Origin of the sequence: Streptomyces sp. NPDC086777, assembly GCF_040702065.1 — a bacterium.
GTDB lineage: Bacteria > Actinomycetota > Actinomycetes > Streptomycetales > Streptomycetaceae > Streptomyces.
On sequence record NZ_JBFBJI010000034.1, the window covers coordinates 17017 to 36505 of the forward strand.

21 protein-coding genes and 2 pseudogenes are annotated in these 19489 nt (G+C 72.3%); 12 read left to right on the forward strand and 11 right to left on the reverse strand.

Annotation, left to right across the window (positions count from 1 at the left end; translation table 11 throughout):
- Positions 1-14: 14 nt before the first annotated feature.
- The 6 genes from AB0472_RS35015 to zapE all read right to left on the reverse strand — a co-directional run bounded on the left by AB0472_RS35015 (position 15) and on the right by zapE (position 5772).
- Positions 15-869: a polysaccharide deacetylase family protein gene (locus AB0472_RS35015; RefSeq protein WP_366362594.1), complete on the reverse strand. Its 855-nt coding sequence runs from the start codon at positions 867-869 to the stop codon at positions 15-17.
- Positions 870-933: 64 nt separating this feature from the next.
- Complete coding sequence (locus tag AB0472_RS35020; RefSeq protein ID WP_366362712.1) at positions 934-1770, reverse strand: slipin family protein; 837 nt, start codon at positions 1768-1770, stop codon at positions 934-936.
- A gap of 143 nt (positions 1771-1913) precedes the next feature.
- A complete protein-coding gene (locus AB0472_RS35025) occupies positions 1914-3368 on the reverse strand; it encodes a SulP family inorganic anion transporter (protein WP_366362596.1) in 1455 nt (484 codons plus the stop codon).
- Between the two features lie 8 nt (positions 3369-3376).
- Positions 3377-3955, reverse strand: a complete 579-nt coding sequence (locus AB0472_RS35030) for a carbonic anhydrase (protein ID WP_366362598.1) — start codon at positions 3953-3955, stop codon at positions 3377-3379.
- 105 nt (positions 3956-4060) lie between these two features.
- Positions 4061-4459: a hypothetical protein gene (locus tag AB0472_RS35035; protein WP_366362600.1), complete on the reverse strand. Its 399-nt coding sequence runs from the start codon at positions 4457-4459 to the stop codon at positions 4061-4063.
- Positions 4460-4665: 206 nt separating this feature from the next.
- Positions 4666-5772, reverse strand: a complete 1107-nt coding sequence (zapE, locus tag AB0472_RS35040; RefSeq protein ID WP_366362601.1) for a cell division protein ZapE — start codon at positions 5770-5772, stop codon at positions 4666-4668.
- A gap of 163 nt (positions 5773-5935) precedes the next feature.
- Here zapE and AB0472_RS35045 point away from each other — a divergent pair, with 163 nt between their 5' ends.
- The 5 genes from AB0472_RS35045 to AB0472_RS35065 all read left to right on the forward strand — a co-directional run bounded on the left by AB0472_RS35045 (position 5936) and on the right by AB0472_RS35065 (position 10809).
- Positions 5936-6727: a pyrimidine reductase family protein gene (locus AB0472_RS35045; RefSeq protein ID WP_366362603.1), complete on the forward strand. Its 792-nt coding sequence runs from the start codon at positions 5936-5938 to the stop codon at positions 6725-6727.
- A 152-nt stretch (positions 6728-6879) separates the two neighbouring features.
- Positions 6880-7353 (forward strand): indole-3-glycerol phosphate synthase, encoded by a 474-nt coding sequence (locus AB0472_RS35050; RefSeq protein ID WP_366362605.1) that lies wholly within the window; start codon positions 6880-6882, stop codon positions 7351-7353.
- Between the two features lie 255 nt (positions 7354-7608).
- Positions 7609-8997, forward strand: coding sequence for a UDP-N-acetylmuramate--L-alanine ligase (murC, locus tag AB0472_RS35055; RefSeq protein WP_366362607.1), 1389 nt, complete (start codon positions 7609-7611; stop codon positions 8995-8997).
- Between the two features lie 13 nt (positions 8998-9010).
- Positions 9011-9418 (forward strand): peptide-methionine (R)-S-oxide reductase MsrB, encoded by a 408-nt coding sequence (gene msrB, locus AB0472_RS35060; RefSeq protein ID WP_366362609.1) that lies wholly within the window; start codon positions 9011-9013, stop codon positions 9416-9418.
- Positions 9419-9522: 104 nt separating this feature from the next.
- The gene (locus AB0472_RS35065) at positions 9523-10809 is read left to right on the forward strand and encodes a PP2C family protein-serine/threonine phosphatase (protein ID WP_366362611.1); all 1287 of its coding nucleotides are present in this window, start codon (positions 9523-9525) and stop codon (positions 10807-10809) included.
- Positions 10810-10905: 96 nt separating this feature from the next.
- Here the strand turns inward: AB0472_RS35065 and AB0472_RS35070 are convergent, their stop codons facing one another.
- Together AB0472_RS35070 and AB0472_RS35075 are read right to left on the reverse strand one after the other, a co-directional pair.
- Positions 10906-12366, reverse strand: a complete 1461-nt coding sequence (locus AB0472_RS35070) for a HAMP domain-containing sensor histidine kinase (protein ID WP_366362613.1) — start codon at positions 12364-12366, stop codon at positions 10906-10908.
- Entirely contained in the window at positions 12363-13058 is a 696-nt protein-coding gene (locus AB0472_RS35075; RefSeq protein WP_366362614.1) for a response regulator transcription factor, read from the reverse strand. The genes AB0472_RS35070 and AB0472_RS35075 overlap by 4 nt, the downstream gene beginning before the upstream one ends.
- 151 nt (positions 13059-13209) lie before the next feature.
- On the opposite strand from AB0472_RS35075, the gene AB0472_RS35080 reads away from it, so the two are divergent.
- Genes AB0472_RS35080 through AB0472_RS35090 form a run of 3 tightly spaced genes read left to right on the forward strand, consistent with a single transcriptional unit; the run spans position 13210 to position 15737 of the window.
- Complete coding sequence (locus AB0472_RS35080; RefSeq protein WP_366362615.1) at positions 13210-14547, forward strand: ferredoxin reductase family protein; 1338 nt, start codon at positions 13210-13212, stop codon at positions 14545-14547.
- 10 nt (positions 14548-14557) lie between these two features.
- The gene (locus AB0472_RS35085) at positions 14558-14959 is read left to right on the forward strand and encodes an FMN-binding protein (RefSeq protein ID WP_366362617.1); all 402 of its coding nucleotides are present in this window, start codon (positions 14558-14560) and stop codon (positions 14957-14959) included.
- A gap of 4 nt (positions 14960-14963) precedes the next feature.
- Entirely contained in the window at positions 14964-15737 is a 774-nt protein-coding gene (locus AB0472_RS35090; RefSeq protein WP_366362619.1) for an FAD:protein FMN transferase, read from the forward strand.
- Here the strand turns inward: AB0472_RS35090 and AB0472_RS35095 are convergent.
- Positions 15709-15908, reverse strand: a pseudogene (locus AB0472_RS35095) (isocitrate/isopropylmalate family dehydrogenase); the annotation flags it as partial. The gene AB0472_RS35090 and the pseudogene AB0472_RS35095 sit on opposite strands and share 29 nt — an antisense overlap.
- A 5-nt stretch (positions 15909-15913) precedes the next feature.
- Here AB0472_RS35095 and AB0472_RS35100 point away from each other — a divergent pair.
- On the forward strand, positions 15914-16273 hold the full coding sequence (locus AB0472_RS35100; RefSeq protein ID WP_366362621.1) for a hypothetical protein: 360 nt from the start codon (positions 15914-15916) through the stop codon (positions 16271-16273).
- On the opposite strand, the pseudogene AB0472_RS35105 reads toward AB0472_RS35100, so the two are convergent.
- Both AB0472_RS35105 and AB0472_RS35110 read right to left on the reverse strand, forming a co-directional pair.
- Positions 16225-16518: pseudogene (locus tag AB0472_RS35105) on the reverse strand (hypothetical protein); the annotation flags it as partial. The gene AB0472_RS35100 and the pseudogene AB0472_RS35105 overlap by 49 nt on opposite strands.
- A 22-nt stretch (positions 16519-16540) precedes the next feature.
- Entirely contained in the window at positions 16541-16750 is a 210-nt protein-coding gene (locus AB0472_RS35110) for a hypothetical protein (protein WP_366362623.1), read from the reverse strand.
- 242 nt (positions 16751-16992) lie between these two features.
- On the opposite strand from AB0472_RS35110, the gene AB0472_RS35115 reads away from it, so the two are divergent.
- Genes AB0472_RS35115 through AB0472_RS35125 form a run of 3 tightly spaced genes read left to right on the forward strand, consistent with a single transcriptional unit; the run spans position 16993 to position 19432 of the window.
- Positions 16993-18123, forward strand: a complete 1131-nt coding sequence (locus AB0472_RS35115; RefSeq protein WP_366362625.1) for an ABC transporter ATP-binding protein — start codon at positions 16993-16995, stop codon at positions 18121-18123.
- The gene (locus AB0472_RS35120) at positions 18120-18770 is read left to right on the forward strand and encodes an ABC transporter permease subunit (protein ID WP_366362627.1); all 651 of its coding nucleotides are present in this window, start codon (positions 18120-18122) and stop codon (positions 18768-18770) included. The genes AB0472_RS35115 and AB0472_RS35120 overlap by 4 nt, the downstream gene beginning before the upstream one ends.
- Positions 18767-19432: an ABC transporter permease gene (locus AB0472_RS35125; RefSeq protein ID WP_366362628.1), complete on the forward strand. Its 666-nt coding sequence runs from the start codon at positions 18767-18769 to the stop codon at positions 19430-19432. The genes AB0472_RS35120 and AB0472_RS35125 overlap by 4 nt, the downstream gene beginning before the upstream one ends.
- Positions 19433-19489: the final 57 nt, after the last annotated feature.

Consider the following 19489-nt stretch of genomic DNA (forward strand, 5'->3'; position numbering starts at 1 on the left):
CCAGCGTAGGGCGGTCACCGGTGTCCCGGCGTCTCCCCGATCAGCTCGGACACCTTCACGAACCGGAAGCCCCGCTTGCGCAGTTCCGGTACGACGCTCCGCACCACCTGCTCGGTGGTCGGGGCGGCGCTGCGGGTGCAGTGCATGACGACCACGGAACCCGGCTTCACTCCGTCCAGCACCTGCTTGGTCACGGCGTCGGCGTCCGTCGCGAAGGCGTCCCCGCTCACCACGTCCCACTGCACGGCGGTGATCCCGAGCGTGCCGACCGCGCGCAGCGCCTGCCGGTCGTAGCAGCCGCCGGGGAAGCGGAAGTACGGCATCGGATGCGGTACCCCGGCGCGGAGCAGGGCGGCGTAGGCCCGCTCCACGTCCGACTTCATCTTCGCCGCGGCGACGGTCGGCAGGCCGTAGCAGTCGCCGGTGAACGCGTAGTGGCTGTAGGAGTGGTTGGCGACCTCGAACTGCGGGTCGCGGCCGAGCGAGCGGGCCTCGGCCGGGTACTCGTCGGCCCAGCGGCCGGTCATGAAGATCGTGGCGGGCACCTTCAGCCTGCGCAGGGTCGCGATCAGCGCCGGGTTGTCGAAGTGCTCGCCCTTGGCCGCGCGCGGCCCCTCGTCGGCGGTCATGTCGGCGTCGAAGGTGAGGGCGACGGTCTTGCCGAGGGTGCGCGGACCGTTGGTGAAGACGGGTGCCGTCCCGCCGGGCCCGAGGGCGAGGGTGGGCGGCGGGGTGGCGGTGGAGGAGGCCCTCGCGGGGGCCGGGGGGCCCGGGTGGGGGGCCTCGGTGGTGCCACAGGCGGCGAGCGCGGCGCCCAGGGCGACACATACGGTGGTCGTACCGGTAAGACGGCGTGCTAGTCGGATCACCGTACGAACGTAGGTCGGTATGTCCGATTTTCGGGTGTGGCGCGGCGAGCGGCACGGTGCCGGGTCACCCGGGCGGCGGCCCCGTCCGCACGGCGTTCCCGTCGATCCCGGCCGGGGTGTCGCCGCTCGGCCCCGGCTGCTGCCCGCCGGCCCGCTCCAGGAACCGCAGCAGCTCCACCGGGAACGGCAGGACCAGGGTGGAGTTCTTCTCGGCGGCCACCGCGACGATCGTCTGCAGCAGCCGCAGTTGCAGGGCGGACGGGGTGTCCGCCATCTGCTGGGCCGCCTCGGCCAGCTTCTTCGAGGCCTGGAGTTCGGCGTCGGCGTTGATGATCCGGGCCCGGCGCTCCCGGTCGGCCTCGGCCTGGCGGGCCATCGAGCGCTTCATCGTGTCGGGCAGGGACACGTCCTTGATCTCGACCCGGTCCACCTGCACGCCCCAGCCCACGGCCGGGCTGTCGATCATCAGCTCCAGGCCCTGGTTGAGCTTCTCGCGGTTGGAGAGCAGGTCGTCCAGGTCGCTCTTGCCGATGATGGACCGCAGTGACGTCTGGGCCATCTGCGAGACGGCGAACTTGTAGTCCTCGACCTTGATCAGCGCGCTCACCGCGTCGACCACCCGGAAGTAGACGACCGCGTCCACGCGCACGGTGACGTTGTCGCGGGTGATGCCCTCCTGGGCCGGGATCGGCATCGTCACGATCTGCAGGTTGACCTTGTGCAGCCGGTCCACGAACGGGATCACCAGATTGAAGCCGGGCGTCCGCACGTCACCGGAGACGCGGCCGAGCCGGAACAGCACGCCCTGCTCGTACTGCTTGACGACCCGGGCACCGGCGGCCAGGTAGAGCGCGCCGACGCACAGCGCCGTCACCACCGCGACCAGCAACTCCTGAACCATCACGACCCCCAGGTAAAGAGGTCCGATATGTCTGTTGCTGTAACGATATGCCCGGTGGGGTGGTCGGGGCCACGGCCCCGGGCGGCTGGTCCGGGCCGGGATGCCGAGGGGCGTCGGCACCCCGGCCCGGTGCGGCCGCCGGTTCAGGCGGCCGTGACCTGCACCGGCTCGGTGTCCGCGTCGCTGTGCCGCTGGGCCCAGCTCTCCAGCGCGGTCCGGCAGGCGTGATCGAGGTGGTGCAGCCCGGACAGGTCCACCCGGATCGGGCGGTCCTGCGGCAGCGCCTCCAGGCTGTCGAGGATCTTCGGCAGCCGCAGGAAGGTCGCGTTGCCGGTCAGGTGGGCGTCGATCGGCCCCGCGCCCTTGTCGACGACCTCCAGTTTGAGGTGCGAGGCCTCCCAGGCGGTCTTGACGATCGACAGGGCGAGCCCGATCAGCACGCCCTCGAACATGCTCACCGCGACGATCGACACCGCCGTGACGACGAGGACGACGGCCTCGCCCCGGTGCTCGCGCCACAGCACGGCCAGCGCGCGCACCGGGATCAGCTTGGCGCCCGAGTAGACCAGGATTCCGGCGAGCGCCGGGACCGGTATGTACCCCAGCACTCCCGGCAGCAGGGCCGCGAACAGCAGCAGCCAGACGCCGTGCAGCACCCGGGACGCCTTGGTGCGGGCGCCCGCCTGGACGTTGGCCGCGCTGCGCACGATCACGGCCGTCATCGGCAGCGCGCCGAGCACCCCGCAGAGCGCGTTGCCCGCGCCCTGGGCGATCAGCTCCTGGTTGTACCGGGTGCGCGGCCCGTCGTGCAGCCGGTCCACGGCCGCCGCGCTGAACAGCGACTCGGCGGACGCGATCAGCGTGAACGCGACGACCGTGCCGATCACCCCGGCGCTCGCCAGCTCGCCGAAGGCGCTCAGCGGGGGCGGCTGGACCGAGTCCAGCAGCCCGTGCACCTCGACGGTGGCGACCGGGAGCCTCAGCAGGAAGGCGGCCAGGGTGGCGAGGCCGACGGCGGCCAGCGGGCCGGGGAGCGTCCGCAGCTTCGCCGGGGCGTGCGTCCACAGCACCAGGACCGCGATCGTGCCCGCGCCGAGGGCGAGCGAGGCCAGCGCCGCGCCGTCCCCGAGGGCGTCCAGGAACGCCCCGGGCAGCCCGGCTATCTTGCCGGGGCCGGACTCCGGCGCCTTGGCGGCGAGCGCCGGGTACAGCTGACCGGCGATCAGCACCAGACCGATTCCGGCCAGCATGCCCTCGACGACCGAGACCGAGATGGCCCGGAAGTACCGGCCCAGCTTCAGCACCCCCATGGCGATCTGGAGGACACCGGTGACCAGCACGATCACCCCGAGCAGCGGCAGCCCGAACTCGCGCACCGCCTCGAAGACGAGCACGGTCAGACCGGCGGCCGGCCCCGACACCTGAAGGCTGCTGCCCCGCAGCATCCCGGTGACGAGACCGCCCACGATGCCGGTGACCAGACCGAGTTCGGCCGGGACACCGGAGGCGACGGCCACGCCCACGCAGAGCGGGAGCGCTACCAGGAACACGACGAGAGAGGCGGCGAAGTCCTGACGTATGGAGGGGAACTTGGTCATCGTGGCGCTCACAGGGCCTCGAAGGTGTCGGTGGCGGCGCGGTGTGCGCGCACGGCACCGGTGTGGACCTCGTAGTACCAGCCGCGCAGGGTCAGTTCGCCCGCGGTCAGCTTCTTGTCGATGCAGGGGTACGAGCGCAGCCGCAGCAGCTGGGCGAGCACGTGGTTCTGCACGCCCTCGGCGACGGCCGGGTCCTCGGCCGCGCCGCTCGGGCGCGGTTCGGCGCTGGCCAGCCAGTCCCGTACGGCGGGTACGGCGGTCAGGTCGTCGCCGCGCACCAGCGCACCGACGGCACCGCAGTGCGAGTGCCCGCAGACGACGATGTCGCGGACGCCGAGCACCTCCACGGCGTACTCGATGGTGGCCGCCTCGCTGGTCGGGGTGGTCGAGGCGTACGGCGGGACGATGTTGCCCGCGGTGCGCAGCTCGAAGAGCTCGCCCGGGCGGGCGCCGGTGATCAGGGCCGGGACGACCCGGGAATCGGAGCAGGTGATGAAGAGCACCTGCGGAGACTGGCCTTCGGCGAGTCCGGCGAACTCCTCAGGGCGCTGTCCGAACGTACGGGCGTTGTCGATGAGGGGCTGCATGGTGTGTGGATTCCTCCTGGCGCGCTACAGCGGCGCGTCGGGCTTGCACGACGTTTGTGGGGGGGGGGTGAGGGGCGTGAAGAGCCCTGGGCAGAGCCCGTCCCGTCAGCAGCGGAAGACCTGAAGCGCGGCCGGTGAGTGGGCTCTCGACGCTCTCGACGTGCGGTGGTGCCTGGCCGTGGGAGGCACCGGGGTGCGTATGGCCTCGATGTGCCGTGCGGTGGGCGGACGGTCGTCCGCCCAGCCGGCGGTGGCGCTGCGATGCCGGTCGGCGCTCCGCGGCGAGCCGGGCGGCTCGCCGCAGTGGCCGTGGAGGTCGCGGAGGAGGTGCGAACCGGCGCGGACGGCCTTCGCCGAGGCCTGTGGCCCGGGCTGGGCTTTGGCCTCGGCATGACTGAGGGTGTGCGCGGCTGCGAAGGTTTCCGCAGGTGCGAAGAACTGGACGGCGAGCAGGGCGGCGGCCAGGAGCGAGAACACGGTCCGGGCTGTCGTACCTCGGAACATGAGCCTCCCTCGCGGCAGTTCACGCCTCTCGTGTGTGCCAGGCACGGGTCAACGGTTGGTCAAGAAACACGTTAACCCTGCAAAGTTGTTTGCAGGGTTAACTGGGTGTTGCGAGCCCAAGAGAACGTGAAAAAAGCCGGTGGCGTGGCCTGATCGGGCTCTTGACCCGGGGAGCTTTGATCGATTATCGATGCGCCGGCCCGCGCCTAGTCGGTGGTCACGAGCCCCTTGGCGTCCCTGGCCAGGGCGGTGAGGCGGGATATCGCGCGGAAGTACTTCTTCCGGTAGCCGCCGTTCAGCATCTCCTCGCTGAACAGCCGGTCGAAGGGGAGTCCGGAGGCCAGGACCGGGACCTCACGGTCGTAGAGCCGGTCCGCGAGGACCACGAGCCGCAGCGCGGTCGACTGGTCGGGCACCGGCCGCACGTCCGTCAGGCAGACCGCGCTCAGGCCGTCGGTGAGCGCGCCGTACCGGCTGGGGTGCACCTTGGCCAGGTGGTCCAGGAGGTGCGGGAAGTCGTCGAGCGAGGCGCCCGGCGTGGTGTACGCCGCCTTCGTCACCTGTTCGTCGGAGTACGGCGCCGGTGCCTCGGGCAGGCCGCGGTGGCGGTAGTCCTCGCCGTCGATGCGCAGGGTGCGGAAGTGGGCCGACAGCCCCTGGATCTCGCGCAGGAAGTCGACGGCGGCGAACCGGCCCTCGCCGAGCTTGCCCGGCAGGGTGTTGGAGGTGGCGGCGAGCGCGACACCCGCCTCCACCAGGCGGCCGAGCAGCGTCGACACCAGAACCGTGTCGCCGGGGTCGTCCAGCTCGAACTCGTCGATGCACAGCAGGCGGTGACCGGAGAGGGTCTGCACGGTCTGCTGGAAACCGAGGGCGCCGACCAGGTTGGTCAGCTCCACGAAGGTGCCGAACGCCTTCAGCGCGGGCTCGGCGGGCGTGGCGTGCCACAGGGAGGCCAGCAGGTGGGTCTTGCCGACGCCGTACCCGCCGTCGAGGTAGACGCCGCGGGGCCCGGCCGGCGCCTTGGGTGCCTTCGCCCGGCCGAGGCCGAAGAGGCCGCGCCTGCCGCCGGCCACCGCGTGCGCCCCGCCGAGACCGCCGGCGAACCCTTCCAGGACCCGCACGGCCTCGGTCTGGCTCGGCTGGTTCGGGTCCGGGAGGTAGGTGGCGAAGCGGACCGAGTCGAAGCGGGGCGGCGGCACCATCTCGGCGACCAGCCGGTCCGCGGGAACGTGCGGCGAACGGGCGCACAGGGACGGAGGGGCCGCGTCGGCTATGGGGCTGACCTCGGATGCGGCGGGAGAGGACGACACGGTTACCCATGCTAAGCGCTCGGCCGGAAGGGCCGCGATGAGCCGCCGGTCGGCCCCGACGCCGTGGGAGCCGGCCGCGCGGCACGCCGCGCCCCCTCGGGACACTGCCCGACCACGGCGGACCGCGCCGGACCGGCCCGGCCGCCGTGCCACACTGCACGACATGCGACGCCTGTTCCCTGTGATCGAACAAACAGCCGTGCGGGCCTTTGGCGGTCCGGCCGAAGGGGAGGGGGAGTGGAGCCTCGCCGAGCTGGCCCGCGCCTATGCCTACCCCGGGTCCGCGGGGCGGGAGGTGTGGCTGCGGGCCAACATGGTGGCCACGCTCGACGGGGCCGGGCAGCACGACGGCCGGTCGCAGCCGATCTCCGGCGCGGCCGACATGCGGATCTTCGGCACCCTGCGCGGGCTCGCCGACGTCGTCGTCGTGGGCGCGGAAACGGTACGGCAGGAGGGGTACCGGCCGGTACGCGAGCGGGCTGAGTTCACGGCCGCCCGGGCCGCGGCCGGCCAGGGCGCGGTCGCCGCGGTCGCGGTCGTCACCGCGAGCCTCGACCTCGACTTCTCGCTCCCGCTGTTCACCTCGCCCCTCGTGCCCACGCTGATCCTGACCGGGGCGGCCGCCGCCCCCGACCGTGTCGCCGCCGCCGAGAAGGCCGGCGCCCGCGTGGTGGCCGCCGGTGACGGCGTCGGTGTCGACCCCGCCCGCGCGCTCCGCGCCCTCGCCGGTCTGGGCCACACCCGGCTGCTCACCGAGGGCGGCCCCCGGCTGCTCGGGCAGTTCGTGGCCGCCGGTGTCCTCGACGAGCTGTGCCTGACCGTCTCCCCGATGCTCACGGCGGGCGACGCGCAGCGGATCGCCGGGGGGCCCGGTGTCGCAGTGCCCCAACGCTTCGAACTAGTGTCCCTCCTGGAGGAGGCCGGATTCCTGTTCGGCCGCTACCGCCGGTCCTGAAATCAGCGGAATAAACCGTTCCGCTTAGCTTCCGGCGGGCAAACTGAATCCGGCAGTACCCGTGCGATCACGGGGCAGGATGGTTTCCGCAGGGGTGCCGGCCCCACGGAGGACAGAGGGTCGAGCGGCCCTCTAGGGAGAAGAGGCGCCTGGTGTTCACAAGCGTTCTGATGATCGAGAAGGCCCTGACGTCCGCCGACGTGGAGTTCGTCACCACCTTGCACGGGGACGAGCAGGTCGCCTTCCACGTACTGCTCCAGCCCCGCGGCGACCAGGCGGACCGCCTGCTGCGGGCCATCGACGACATCGCACTCGGCGAACTCGACGAGGCCACGCGTGAGCGGCAAACGCCGGAGGGGGATGCCGCCAAGGGCCCTGCGGAGCAGGCGCTGGACGTGTCCCTGACGGCCCTGCGGGCCGCGGGCAGCACCGCCGAGGGGCGGATGGTCGAGGACCACCCGCTGGACGCGCTGCGCAAGCTGGTGGAAGAGGTGGGCGCGGACGAGGTGATCGTGCTGACCGATCCGCACTACGTGGAGGAGTTCTTCCACCGGGACTGGGCGTCGCGGGCGCGGCACAAGGTGGGAGTGCCGGTGCTGAAGCTGTTCTCGCACAGCAAGGCGTAGGTGCCGAAGGGGGGTGCGGTGTGTCGACGGGAGCGGCTTCGTCGTGGCTCGTCGCGCAGTTCCCCGCGCCCCTACGGGTCGGCTGTTCTCGCGTCGGCTGTGAAGTGCCGCTGGTCGCGCCCGCGCGGCGGTGGCCGCAGATCGATACGGTCCCGCGCCCCCGGCAGGTCTGCCATGCGTCCCTTGCGGAGTGACCCGTGGTGCAGCACATAGGCTAGGGCTGCTTTCGCACGTCACCGTCTCTGGGAGAAACACATGGCACCCGGCCTTCCTTCCGCCATGGAGCGTCCGCACTTCATCGGGATCGGCGGCGCCGGGATGTCGGGGATCGCCAAGATCCTCGCCCAGCGCGGGGCCGAGGTGGCCGGGAGCGACGCCAGGGAGTCCGAGACCGCGGACGCGCTGCGGGCGCTCGGGGTGACCGTGCACATCGGGCACGCGGCCGGGCACCTCGCCGACGACGCCAGCTGCGTCGTCGTGTCGTCGGCGATCCGGAAGGACAACCCCGAGCTGGCCCGCGCGGCCGAGCTGGGCGTCCCGGTGGTGCACCGCTCCGACGCCCTCGCCGCCCTGATGGACGGGCTGCGGCCGATCGCGGTCGCGGGCACGCACGGCAAGACCACCACCACGTCCATGCTCGCGGTCTCCCTGACCGCGCTGGGCCGCGGCCCCTCGTACGCCATCGGCGGCGACCTCGACGTGCCCGGCTCCAACGCGCTGCACGGCGACGGCGAGATCTTCGTCGCCGAGGCGGACGAATCGGACCGCAGCTTCCACAAGTACGCGCCCGAGGTCGCCATCGTCCTCAACGTGGAGCTCGACCACCACGCGAACTACGCCTCGATGGACGAGATCCACGAGTCCTTCGAGACCTTCGCCGGCCGGATCGTGCCCGGCGGCACGCTGGTGGTCAACGCCGACCACGAGGGGGCGCGCGAGCTGACCCGGCGGGTGGCGGGGAAGGTCCGGACGGTGACGTACGGCGAGGCCGCGGACGCCGACGTCCGGGTGCTGTCCGTCGTACCGCAGGGCCTGAAGAGCGAGGTCACCGTCCTGCTGGAGGGGACCGAGCTGACGTTCACGGTGTCCGTGCCCGGTCGGCACTACGCGCACAACGCGGTCGCCGCGCTGGCCGCGGGCGTGGCCCTCGGGGTCCCCGCCGCCGAGCTCGCGCCCGCCCTGGCCGCGTACACCGGTGTGAAGCGGCGCCTGCAGCTCAAGGGCGAGGCGGCCGGCGTCCAGGTGATCGACTCCTACGCCCACCACCCGACCGAGATGACCGCCGACCTGGAGGCCATGCGTGCCGCGGGCGGGGACGCCCGGATCCTGGTCGTCTTCCAGCCGCACCTGTTCTCCCGGACCCAGGAGCTGGGCAAGGAGATGGGTGACGCGCTGGCGCTCGCGGACGCCTCGGTCGTCCTCGACATCTACCCGGCCCGCGAGGACCCGATCCCCGGGGTCACGAGCGAGCTGATCATCGAGGCGGCGCGGGCCGCGGGCGCCGACGTGACCGCCGTCCACGACAAGGACGAGGTCCCCACCGTGGTCGCGGGAATGACGAAGCCCGGTGATCTGGTTCTCACCATGGGCGCGGGTGACGTTACCGACCTGGGCCCGAGGATCCTGGAACGCCTGGCGAAGTGAGGGGCTGAGAGTCATGTCGTACGACGTCGAGAAGCCGGACGAGCAGTGGCGGGCGGAGCTGTCGCCGGCCGAGTACGCCGTGCTGCGTCAGGCGGCGACCGAGCCGGCCTTCAGGGGTGAGTACACCGACACCAAGACCAAGGGCGTGTACTCCTGTCGCGCCTGCGGTGCCGAGCTGTTCACCTCCGACACGAAGTTCGAGTCGCACTGCGGCTGGCCGAGCTTCTACGACCCGAAGGACACCGACGCGGTCGAACTGATCGAGGACCGCACGCACGGGATGGTGCGCACCGAGGTGCGCTGCGCGCGCTGCGGCTCGCATCTGGGGCACGTGTTCGAGGGTGAGGGGTATGCGACCCCGACCGACCAGCGGTACTGCATCAACTCGATCTCGCTGCGGCTGGCCGCGGACGAGAGCTGAGTCCGGCGCGCGTCGCTGCCCGGGCCCGCGGTGGCGGAGTTGCGCCCACCGCGGGCCCGCGGGCGGCTGGTGCCCGGATCGGCGCAGTTTGAGACTCTGTGAGGGTGTCGGGTGTCGCGCGATGGTTCCAGGGCCGTAGGGGATCCGCGTCCGCCGACGGCCCGGGCGGACCGGACGGACTCGCCGCGGGTGGCCCCGGCGCGCCGCTCAGGGCGTTGCGCACGGCCGCGGCCGGCATCGGCACCACCCTGGACGAGTCCACCACCTGTACGGAACTGACCCGGGCGGCGGTACGGCTGGCCGGCGGCTGCGCGGCCGTCATGCGGCGGGTCGGCGACACCGTCTCCGGCTACGAGTCGATGGCCGGCGACGCCGATCTGCTGCCCGACGCCCGCTGGGCCACCGCGGTCGCCTTGGACGCGGGCACGCCGGCGGCCGACAACTGGACGGACCCGTGGCTGGCCCGCCCGCTCGGCAGCCACACCCGCCCGGCCCTGTGCATGCCCCTGACCAGCGGCTCCGACCAGTACGGCGTCCTGGTCTGCGCCCGCGAGGGGGCGGTTTTCGCCCGCGCGGAGGCCGAACTCCTCGCGCTCCTCGCCGAACGCGCCGCCTCCCACATCCGGCACGCCCGCGAGTACGACCAGGTCAACCGCACCGCCGTTGACCTGCAACGCGCCCTGCTCTCCGAACCGGGCCGGCCGCACCCGAACCTGGACGTGTCGATCCGCTACCTCCCGGCCGGCGGGCGGGTCCTGGTCGGCGGCGACTGGTGCGAGACCGTACGGCTGCACTTCGGGCGCACGCTGCTCGTCGTCGGCGACGTGATGGGTCACGGCCTGGAGGCCGCCGTCGACATGAACGCGTACCGCTCCTCACTGCGGTACATCGCCTCCTCCGAGCTGCCGCCGCACCGGGTGCTGCGCCAGCTCGACGACATCGCCGCCACCGAGGCGGACCGCAGACCCGCCACCTGCCTGCTGGTACGCGTCGACCCCAGCCGCGGGCAGGTCACCCTGGCCAGCGCCGGCCATCTGCCGCCCGCGCTGATCACCGGCGAAGGCGACACCGCACTCCTGGAGGTCCCCGTCGGACCGCCGCTGGGCACCGGTTTCGGCGGCTACGAGTCGGCCACCCACCGGCTCGAACCCGACCAGGCGCTGGTGCTCTTCACCGACGGCCTGGTGGAACACCGCGGCGAGGACATCGACCGCTCCCTGCACCGCCTCGCCGAACTGCACTTCACCCCTGCCGCCGATGTCGACGGCCTGCTGGAGTCCATCCTCACGCGCCTCGACGCCCGGCATGCCGAGGACGACGTCGCGGTGCTGGCGGCGCGTCCGCACTCCCGGCAGGGCGGGTTCAGCTCCGTGGAGGAGGCGGAGGGCTGACAGCGCCCGGCGGGACGCTGCGGGAGGGGCCGCGCGACCGGCCACGACGGCGCCGCAGCCGGGGGAGGGCGGAGCGCGACCCGTCCGGCGAGGCGCTCAGGCACCGGTGCGGGCGCCCGCCGGCTTCCTCGGCAGCGTCAGGGTGAACACCGTGGTGCCGGTGCGGCCGCCCAGACCGATGGTCCCGCCGTGCGCCTCCACCAGCGCCCGGGCCACCGACAGGCCGAGCCCGCTGCCGCCGCGGTCCCGGCTGCGGGCCTTGTCGACGCGGTAGAAGCGGTCGAAGACCCGGGCGTGGTCGCCGGCCGGGATGCCGGGGCCGTGGTCCGCGACGCTCACCGACGCCGAGTCCGCGGTGACCGCGACCGCGACGCAGACCGGGGTGCCGCTCGGCGTGTGGACGGCCGCGTTGGTGAGGAGGTTGTCCAGCACCTGGCGGATCCGCACCGGATCGAGGCGGACCGGCACCGGTTCCGGGCCGGCGGTCACCGCCAGCGGGTGGTCGGCGTGGGCGGCGCGGAAGGCGTCGGCGGCCTCCCGGACCAGCTCCGTCAGGTCGGCCTGCTCCAGCCGCAGCGGGGTCTCCACCTCGGCCGCGTCGAGCCGGGCGAGCAGCAGCAGGTCGTCCAGGAGGATGCCCATCCGGGCCGCCTCGGCGCGCAGCCGGGCCAGGTGGCGCTCGCGCTCCCCGGGCTCGTTGGCGGCGGCGTACTGGAAGAGGTCCGCATAGCCGCGTACCGACATCAGCGGGGTACGCAGCTCGTGCGAGGCGTCCGCGACGAACCGGCGCAGCCGCTGCTCGGCCTCGGCGCGCACGGCCAGCGAGTGGTCGATGTGCTCCAGCATCGTGTTGAACGCGGTGCGCAGCTCCTCGACCTCGGGGCCGCCGCCCCGCTTCGCCGCCCGCAGCGGCAGCCGGGCCGCCGACTCCGTCAGGTTGTGCGAGGCGATGCCGTGCGCCGTGTGCGCCATGTCGCTCAGCGGTTCGAGACCGTGCCGCAGCAGTCGGCGGCCGAACACCACCAGCGCCAGCAGCGCCAGCCCGAAGGCGACCACCTGGACCGTCACCAGCCGCCGTACCGTGGCGTCGATGCTGTTCGTCGGCGCCCCGCTGACCAGCACCACCCCCGGCTCCACCTCGCAGCCGCGCAGCCGGTACTCGCCCTCGCCGGTCAGGTCCCGGGTGCGCAGCACCTCGGTGCCCGCGGCGATCTGCGCCTTCGCCACCGAGGTGAGCGGGGCGATGTCCGCGGGCAGGTCGCTGCTCTCCTCGGGCTTGCGCAGCACCGGGCTGCCGTCCGAGACGTCGTACACGGCGTAGTACCAGTGGTAGTACTTCTTGCCCTGAAGCGTGCCGTTCTGGGCGATGCTCTTGGACTGGGCGACCTGGGCCAGCCCCAGCTGGTCGTCCAGCTGGGCCGACAGGTAGTCGCGCATGTACATCGTCAGCGACGTGCCGACGACCGCGAACACCACCAGCGCCAGCGCGCCGAGCCCCAGCGCCAGCCGGGTGCCCAGCCGCATCGCCCGGTACGAGCACCGAAGCCGCGCGATCACTCCGCCGCCTGCTGCCGTATCACGTACCCGAAGCCGCGCACGGTGTGGATCAGCGGCTCCCCGCCGTCCTCGTCCATCTTCCGGCGCAGCCGGCTGACCACCAGCTCCACCACGTTCGAACGGCCGCCGAAGCCGTACTCCCACACGTGGTCGAGGATCTGCGCCTTGGTGAGCACGGTCGGCGACTTGCGTATCAGGTAGCGCAGCACCTCGAACTCGGTCGGGGTCAGCGAGAGCAGCCGGTCGCCGCGGCGGACCTCGCGGGTGTCCTCGTCCATCGTCAGGTCGGCGACCCGCAGCACCGAACGCTGGAAGCCGGGACCCGCGCTGCGCCGCAGGACCGTGCGCAGCCGGGCCATCAGCTCCTCTACCGCGAACGGCTTGACCAGGTAGTCGTCCCCGCCCCGGGTCAGCCCCGCGACCCGGTCGGCGACCCCGTCGCGGGCCGTGAGGAACACCACCGGCACCATCGTCCCGGAGTGCCGCAGCCGGTCGAGCACTCCGAAGCCGTCGAGGTCGGGCAGCATCAGGTCGAGCACGACGATGTCCGGCCGGAACTCGGCGGCCCGCGCCAGCGCGTCCTCGCCGGAATACGCGGTGACCGCGTCCCAGCCCTCGTACCGCGCGACCGTCGCGACCAGGTCGGCGATCGGCGGGTCGTCGTCCACGACGAGGAGTCGTACTTTTTCCACCCGCTCATACTGCGGTACGCGGCCCCGGACGCCAGACCCGTGCCCACACCGACGACACATCGATAACCAGTTGAAAGTCGTCCGACAGGAAAACGACAGCAGCCACGGGTGAAGCTCGACTCCCAGGACCCGATCAAGGAGCTGCCCACCCGTGACGACCGTCCCATCACCCCCTGCGCCCCCCACGGCGATACGCCCCAGGGTGGTGGCCCGCACGGGCCTGTACGCCGTGCTCGCCGTGAACGCGGCGGTGGTCGCCTGGTTCTTCGCCCAGGCGGGCTTCGCCTCCAACGCCCTGATCGTCATCGGCCGCTTCTTCGGTCTGTACGGCGCCCTCGTCATGGCCTTCCAGCTGGTGCTGGTGGCCCGGCTGCCCTGGCTGGACCGCCGGATCGGCATGGACCGGCTGACCTCCTGGCACCGCTGGACCGGCTTCGCCCTGCTCTGGACACTGCTCGCGCACGCCGTCTTCATCAGCTTCGGCTACGCCGACGGCGCGGGCGTCGGCCCGGTGAGCGAACTGGTCGACCTCGCGGAGACGACGGAAGGCGTGCTCCGGGCCGTGGTCGCGCTGGGCCTCGTCCTCGTGGTCGGCGCCGTCTCGGCCCGCTACGCCCGCCGCCGGCTCGCCTACGAGACCTGGCACTTCATCCACCTCTACACCTACGTGGCCGTGGTGCTGGCGTTCAGCCACCAGGTCGCGGTCGGTACGACCTTCACGGCGTCGTCCGCCGCGAAGACGTACTGGTACGCGGTGTGGGGCGTGGCGCTCGGCGCGGTGGCCCTGGGCCGTCTGGTGCTGCCGCTGTGGCGCAACCACCGCCACCGGTTCCGGGTCTCCGCCGTCGTCCCCGAGTCGGACGACGTCGTCTCGGTGTACGTCACCGGCCGCGACCTCGACCGGCTGGGCGCGCGGGCCGGCCAGTTCTTCCTGTGGCGGTTCCTCACCAGGGACCGCTGGTGGCAGGCGAACCCCTTCTCGCTCTCCGCCGCCCCGGACGGCCGCACCCTGCGCCTGACCGTCAAGGCCGCCGGCGACGGCAGCGCGGGCCTGCGCCACCTCAAGGTCGGCACCCGCGTCTTCGCCGAGGGCCCGTACGGCGCCTTCACCGCCCTGCACCGGCAGCGGACCGCGTCCCTGCTCATCGCGGGCGGCGTCGGCGTCACCCCGATCCGCGCGCTCCTGGAGGACCTCGAAGGCCACGCGGTCGTCGTCTACCGCGTCTCCGCCGACCGGGACGCCGTCCTCTACGACGAACTCCGCGACCTCGCCGTCACCAAGGGCGCCGAGCTGCACCTGGTCACCGGGCCGCCGGTGCCGGACAAGCTGGCGGCGCGCGAACTGGTACAGCTCGTGCCGGACATCGCCGACCGGGACGTCTTCCTGTGCGGGCCGCCGCCGATGATGAACGCCGTGCTGCGCACCCTGGGCGACCTGGGCGTGCCCACACCGCAGATCCACTTCGAGCGTTTCAGCCTGGCGGGATGAGAGAGACACCGTGAAGCGAGCCATACCAGTCGTCGCCCTGAGCATCGCGGGCCTGATCCCCGTCTGGCGCTACGAGCCGTCGATCGGCGGTACGACCACCACCAGCACGTCCACGGCCGAGGCCGCCCCGGGTTCCTCGGCCGCAGCCTCCTCGGGGACGGTGGTCAAGGGCACGACCGTCGACACCGACAAGGGCCCGGTCCAGGTCCAGGTGACGTTCTCCGGCGACAGGATCTCCGCCGTCACGATGCTCCAGCAGCCCGACCACCCGCAGACGGCGGCCGCCGTGCCGGTGCTGGTGTCGGAGACACTGAAGGCACAGGGCGCGGCCGTCGACACCGTCTCCGGGGCGACCATCACCAGTGACGCCTACAAGGAGTCCCTCCAGGCCGCGATCGACGCGAAGGGCTGAGCGGATGCGGCGGGTCGAACACGTCATGGGCTTCCCCGTGTCCCTGCGGACGGACGACGAGGGGGACTTCGCGGCGGCAGCGGACGCTGTGTTCGACTGGCTGCGCGCGGTCGACGAGCGGTTCAGCCCGTTCCGGCCGGACAGCGAGGTCCGCCGTCTCGACCGGGGCGAGATCGCCGAGGCCGAGGTGAGTCCGGACCTCGCCGAGGTGCTCGCGCTGTGCGAGGAGTACCGGCTGGCGACCGGGGGCGCGTTCGACGCGCGGCTGCCCGGGCGGGGCCTCGACCCGTGCGCCGTGGTCAAGGGCTGGTCGGTGCAGCGGGCCGCGGAACTGCTGTCGGCGGCCGGGGCGCGCCGGTTCGTGCTGAACGCCGGTGGTGACGTGGTCGCCGCCGGCGGGCCCTGGCGGGTGGGGGTACGGCACCCCGAGCACGCCGACCGGCTGTGCACGGTCCTCGAACTGACCGACGGGGCGGTCGCCACCTCCGCCCGCTACGAGCGCGGCGACCACATCGTCGACGGCCGCACCGGGCGCCCGGCGACCGGTCTGCTCAGCCTGACGGTCGTCGCCTCCGCACTGACCGAGGCGGACTCCGTGGCCACCGCCGCCTTCGCGATGGGCACCGAGGGCGTGGGGTGGGCGGCCGCGCGCCCCGGCTGCGAGGTGTTCGCCGTGGACGCGGGCCGGCAGGTCCTGCGGACGGCGGGCTTCCCGGTCGCGGGGGAGCCGTCGGCGGCCGTCCTCCCGGTCACAACAGGTCGATCAGGCCAGCCGTGAACTCGGCCGTCGTCGCCGAACCTCCCAGATCCGGGGTGCGCAGCCGGGTCGTGGACAGAGTGTGGTGATCGCGGCGGTGACGGCGGCCGCCGCCTCGGGGTGGCCGAGGTGGTCCGGCATCATCGCGGCGGACCGGATCGCATCGAGCGGGTCGGCCGTGCCGCGTCCGGCGGCGGGTGGCCCACCGGCCGGCGCTCGACCATGCGCGGGCGGTCTCCGCGCGTGCGGTCCTGGACATCGTGCGGACCCGGCACGCCTACCGGCACGCCGACGCCGACTTAGGGTGCGGCTACTACCACTGGTTCTTCCTGACCGCGGGCAACGGCATCCCCGAGCACCTGATCGGCGGCGACCCCGAGTTCTGGATCCGGGCCCGGACGGGTGCCCGGCACCACGGCGGCACCCCGTTCGACCCGGACGCCCAGGCCGAGTACGTGCGCTGCTTCTCCGAGGAGTTCCCGCACCCGGTCGTTCTCCCGCGCCCGGTGCCCGAGCCGACGCCGACCATCGGCAGCGTCAACTGCCAGGTTCCGTAGCCGAAGACGCGGGCCGACAGGTCCATCACCCAGAGGGCGAAGGGGGGTTTGTCGACGGTGATGAAGCTGCCGGCGTCCAGGGCCCCGAAGAAGAACGCCTCCCAGCTCCTGGTGGCGGAGTGGACCGCCGCGTCGTAGAAGGAGTTGCCGGTGATCGGGGTGAGGTTCCAGGCGTACGGGGCGGTGGCCAGGAGCAGGATCGCCCACAGGGCCGGGCGGGCCCACCGCGGGTCCTCGGGGGCGCCCGGTAACAGCCCTCCGGCACGGTCATGACGCGTACTCCATGGGCTCGACGAGGGTGGCTGCCCCGGCGGGCGGGGCCGTGACGTTCCGGGGGACGGTGGTGCGGCGGGGTACGGCGTTGCCGCGGGTGCGGCCGGTGCGGGTGGCCCGGAGCGTGCGGGCCACGCTCATGAGGTCGCCGGCCACGATCTCGGCCGACCGGCGCCGGACGCCGCCCGCGTTCGTTTCGTTCATGGCCATGACGATCGGGGCGCTGTCTGGGGCGGTCCTCAGCCCGCACTGAGCGGGGATTGAGAACCAGGGAACTCACAGGTGGCGCACCGTGGACGACGGTCAGGTCACAAACTGAAGAGGATCAGTCAGCTGCCAAAGTGCTGAAACACTTCCGGTTTAGACTCTGGGCGAACAGCCTGCGCCACGGCGACCGTGGTCGATAACTGGGCACTTTCTGGCAAACCCGAAGGGTATTCGGCGTTTTGATACGGATAGATTCAGTCACCAAGCGGTACCCGGACGGTACGGTCGCCGTCGACCGGCTCTCCCTGGAGATACCGGACCGCTCGATCACCGTCTTCGTCGGCCCCTCGGGCTGCGGCAAGACCACGACCCTGCGGATGATCAACCGGATGGTGGAGCCCACCGAGGGCCGCATCCTCCTCGACGGCGCCGACATCCACGCGCAGCCGGTCAACACCCTTCGCCGGTCGATGGGTTACGTCATCCAGAACGCCGGTCTATTCCAGCACCGCACCATCATCGACAACATCGCCACCGTGCCGCGGCTGCTGGGCTGGACCAAGCAGAAGGCGCGGGCCCGCGCGGCCGAGCTGATGGAGCGGGTGGGCCTGGACTCGGCGCTCGCCAAGCGGTACCCGTACCAGCTCTCCGGCGGCCAGCAGCAGCGCGTCGGCGTGGCCCGGGCGCTCGCGGCCGACCCGCCGGTGCTGCTGATGGACGAGCCGTTCTCCGCCGTCGATCCCGTGGTCCGCAAGGGGCTCCAGGACGAACTCCTGCGGATCCAGGACGAGTTGGGCAAGACCATCGTCTTCGTCACCCATGACATCGACGAGGCGATCAAGCTCGGCACGATGGTCGCCGTGATGCGCACCGGCGGCCACCTCGCCCAGTACGCCCCGCCGGCCGAGCTGCTCACCGACCCCGCGGACGCCTTCGTCGAGGACTTCCTCGGTGCCGACCGGGGCATCCGGAGGCTCTCCTTCTTCCCGTCCGCGGACCTCGAACTGCAGACCGCGCCGATCGTCGCGATCGACGCCGACGCCACCCGGCTCGGCGCCCGCGCCACGGCCGACGCGCCCTACCTCCTCGTGACGGACCTGGACGGCAGGCCGCTCGGCTGGGGCGAGCCGCGGACCCTCACCGCGGGATCGATCCGCCCGGAGCAACTGGTCCCCTACGGGCGGCCCTTCGTCCCCGGCCGGGACTCGCTGCGCGCCGCCCTCGACGGTTCCGTCCTCTCGCCGACCGGCTGGGCCGTGGCCGTGGACGGCGAGGGGCGCGCGGTCGGCGTCGTCTCCCAGCAGGTCATCGGCGCCGCGATCCGCACCGCCCACGCCGAGGGCCGCGACGACGCGAAGGTCGGGGGATGAGCGGCTTTTTCGACATCCCGAGCGACCTCCAGAACACCTACTTCGGGCTGATCGGCCTGCACCTGCGAGAGGCCCTCCTCCCGGTGCTGGCCGGCCTGCTGGTGTCCCTGCCCATCGCCCAGCTCTGCGTGCGCTTCCGCTGGTTGTACCCGCCGGTGCTGGGCGTGACCACGATCCTGTACGCCATTCCCTCGCTGGCCTTCTTCGTGGTCCTCATCGACTACACGGGCCAGACCGAGACGACGGTGATGATCCCGCTCGCCGTGTACAGCCTGGTGGTCCTGGTCCCGGCCATCGTGGAAGGCGTCCGCTCGGTCCCGGCGGAGACCCTGGCCGCCGCGACCGCGATGGGCCTCGGCCCGGTGCGCCGTTACTTCCAGGTGCAGTTGCCGATCGCCGTCCCCGCCATCATCGCGGGCCTGCGGGTGGCGACCGTCTCCAGCATCTCCCTGGTCAGCGTCGGCATGCTGATCGGCAACCAGGGCGCGCTCGGCAACCTGCTCAACGACGCGAACATCTACCACCGCCCGGAACTGGCGGTGAACTCGGTCGTGACCACCGCCGTGCTGGCCATCCTGGCCGACGCCGTCCTCGTCCTCGTACGCCGTGTGCTGACGCCCTGGATGCCGAAGGAGAGCGCCCGGTGAACGTCCTCAACTTCGTCCACGCATTCTTCAGCGACAGCTCCCACTGGCACGGTTACGACGGCATCCCCACCCGGCTCTGGGAACACGTCCAGTACTCGCTGGAGGCGCTGGCCTACGCGGCGGTCATCGGCCTGCCCGTCGGCCTGATCACCGGTCACTACGGGCGCGGCGGCAACACCCTCGCCCTGATCGCCACGGCCGGCCGGGCACTGCCCAGCTTCGGCCTGCTGGTCCTGATGTTCATCTGGCTCGGCTTCGGCATGCTGCCGGTGATGATCCCGCTGGTGATCCTCGCGGTGCCGCCGATCCTGGTCACGACGTACGAGGCGATGCGCTCGGTCGACCCGTCCCCGGTGGACGCGGCACGGGGCATGGGCATGCCGGAGTCACGCGTCCTCTTCCAGGTCGAACTCCCGGTCGCCCTTCCGCTGATCCTCAGCGGCCTGCGCTCGGCCGCCATCCAGATCGTCTCGACGGCGACGATCGCGGCCTACGTCAGCCTCGGCGGCCTCGGCCGCTACATCATCGACGGCCTCTACCAGAAGAACTACGAGAAGGTCGTGGGCGGCGCCACCCTGGTGGCGGCGATGGCCCTGGCGACGCTGGGGATCTTCTGGGCCATAGCCCGAGTGACGGTTTCTCCCGGAGTACGCAGGGGATAGCGCCCCGTCAGGGGCGCTGGGGGTCCCCCCGGCCGAAGGCCGGGGGGAGGAACCGCG

Excerpts from the sequence above, each read along its gene's own strand:
- AB0472_RS35090 (WP_366362619.1), top strand. The coding sequence starts at position 14,964 with ATGCGGCGGGTCGAACACGTCATGGGCTTCCCCGTGTCCCTGCGGACG.
- AB0472_RS35035 (WP_366362600.1), bottom strand. The coding sequence starts at position 4,459 with ATGTTCCGAGGTACGACAGCCCGGACCGTGTTCTCGCTCCTGGCCGCC.
- murC (WP_366362607.1), top strand. The coding sequence starts at position 7,609 with ATGGCACCCGGCCTTCCTTCCGCCATGGAGCGTCCGCACTTCATCGGG.
- AB0472_RS35020 (WP_366362712.1), bottom strand. The coding sequence starts at position 1,770 with ATGGTTCAGGAGTTGCTGGTCGCGGTGGTGACGGCGCTGTGCGTCGGC.
- AB0472_RS35120 (WP_366362627.1), top strand. The coding sequence starts at position 18,120 with ATGAGCGGCTTTTTCGACATCCCGAGCGACCTCCAGAACACCTACTTC.
- msrB (WP_366362609.1), top strand. The coding sequence starts at position 9,011 with ATGTCGTACGACGTCGAGAAGCCGGACGAGCAGTGGCGGGCGGAGCTG.
- AB0472_RS35025 (WP_366362596.1), bottom strand. The coding sequence starts at position 3,368 with ATGACCAAGTTCCCCTCCATACGTCAGGACTTCGCCGCCTCTCTCGTC.
- AB0472_RS35045 (WP_366362603.1), top strand. The coding sequence starts at position 5,936 with ATGCGACGCCTGTTCCCTGTGATCGAACAAACAGCCGTGCGGGCCTTT.
- AB0472_RS35030 (WP_366362598.1), bottom strand. The coding sequence starts at position 3,955 with ATGCAGCCCCTCATCGACAACGCCCGTACGTTCGGACAGCGCCCTGAG.
- AB0472_RS35110 (WP_366362623.1), bottom strand. The coding sequence starts at position 16,750 with ATGAACGAAACGAACGCGGGCGGCGTCCGGCGCCGGTCGGCCGAGATC.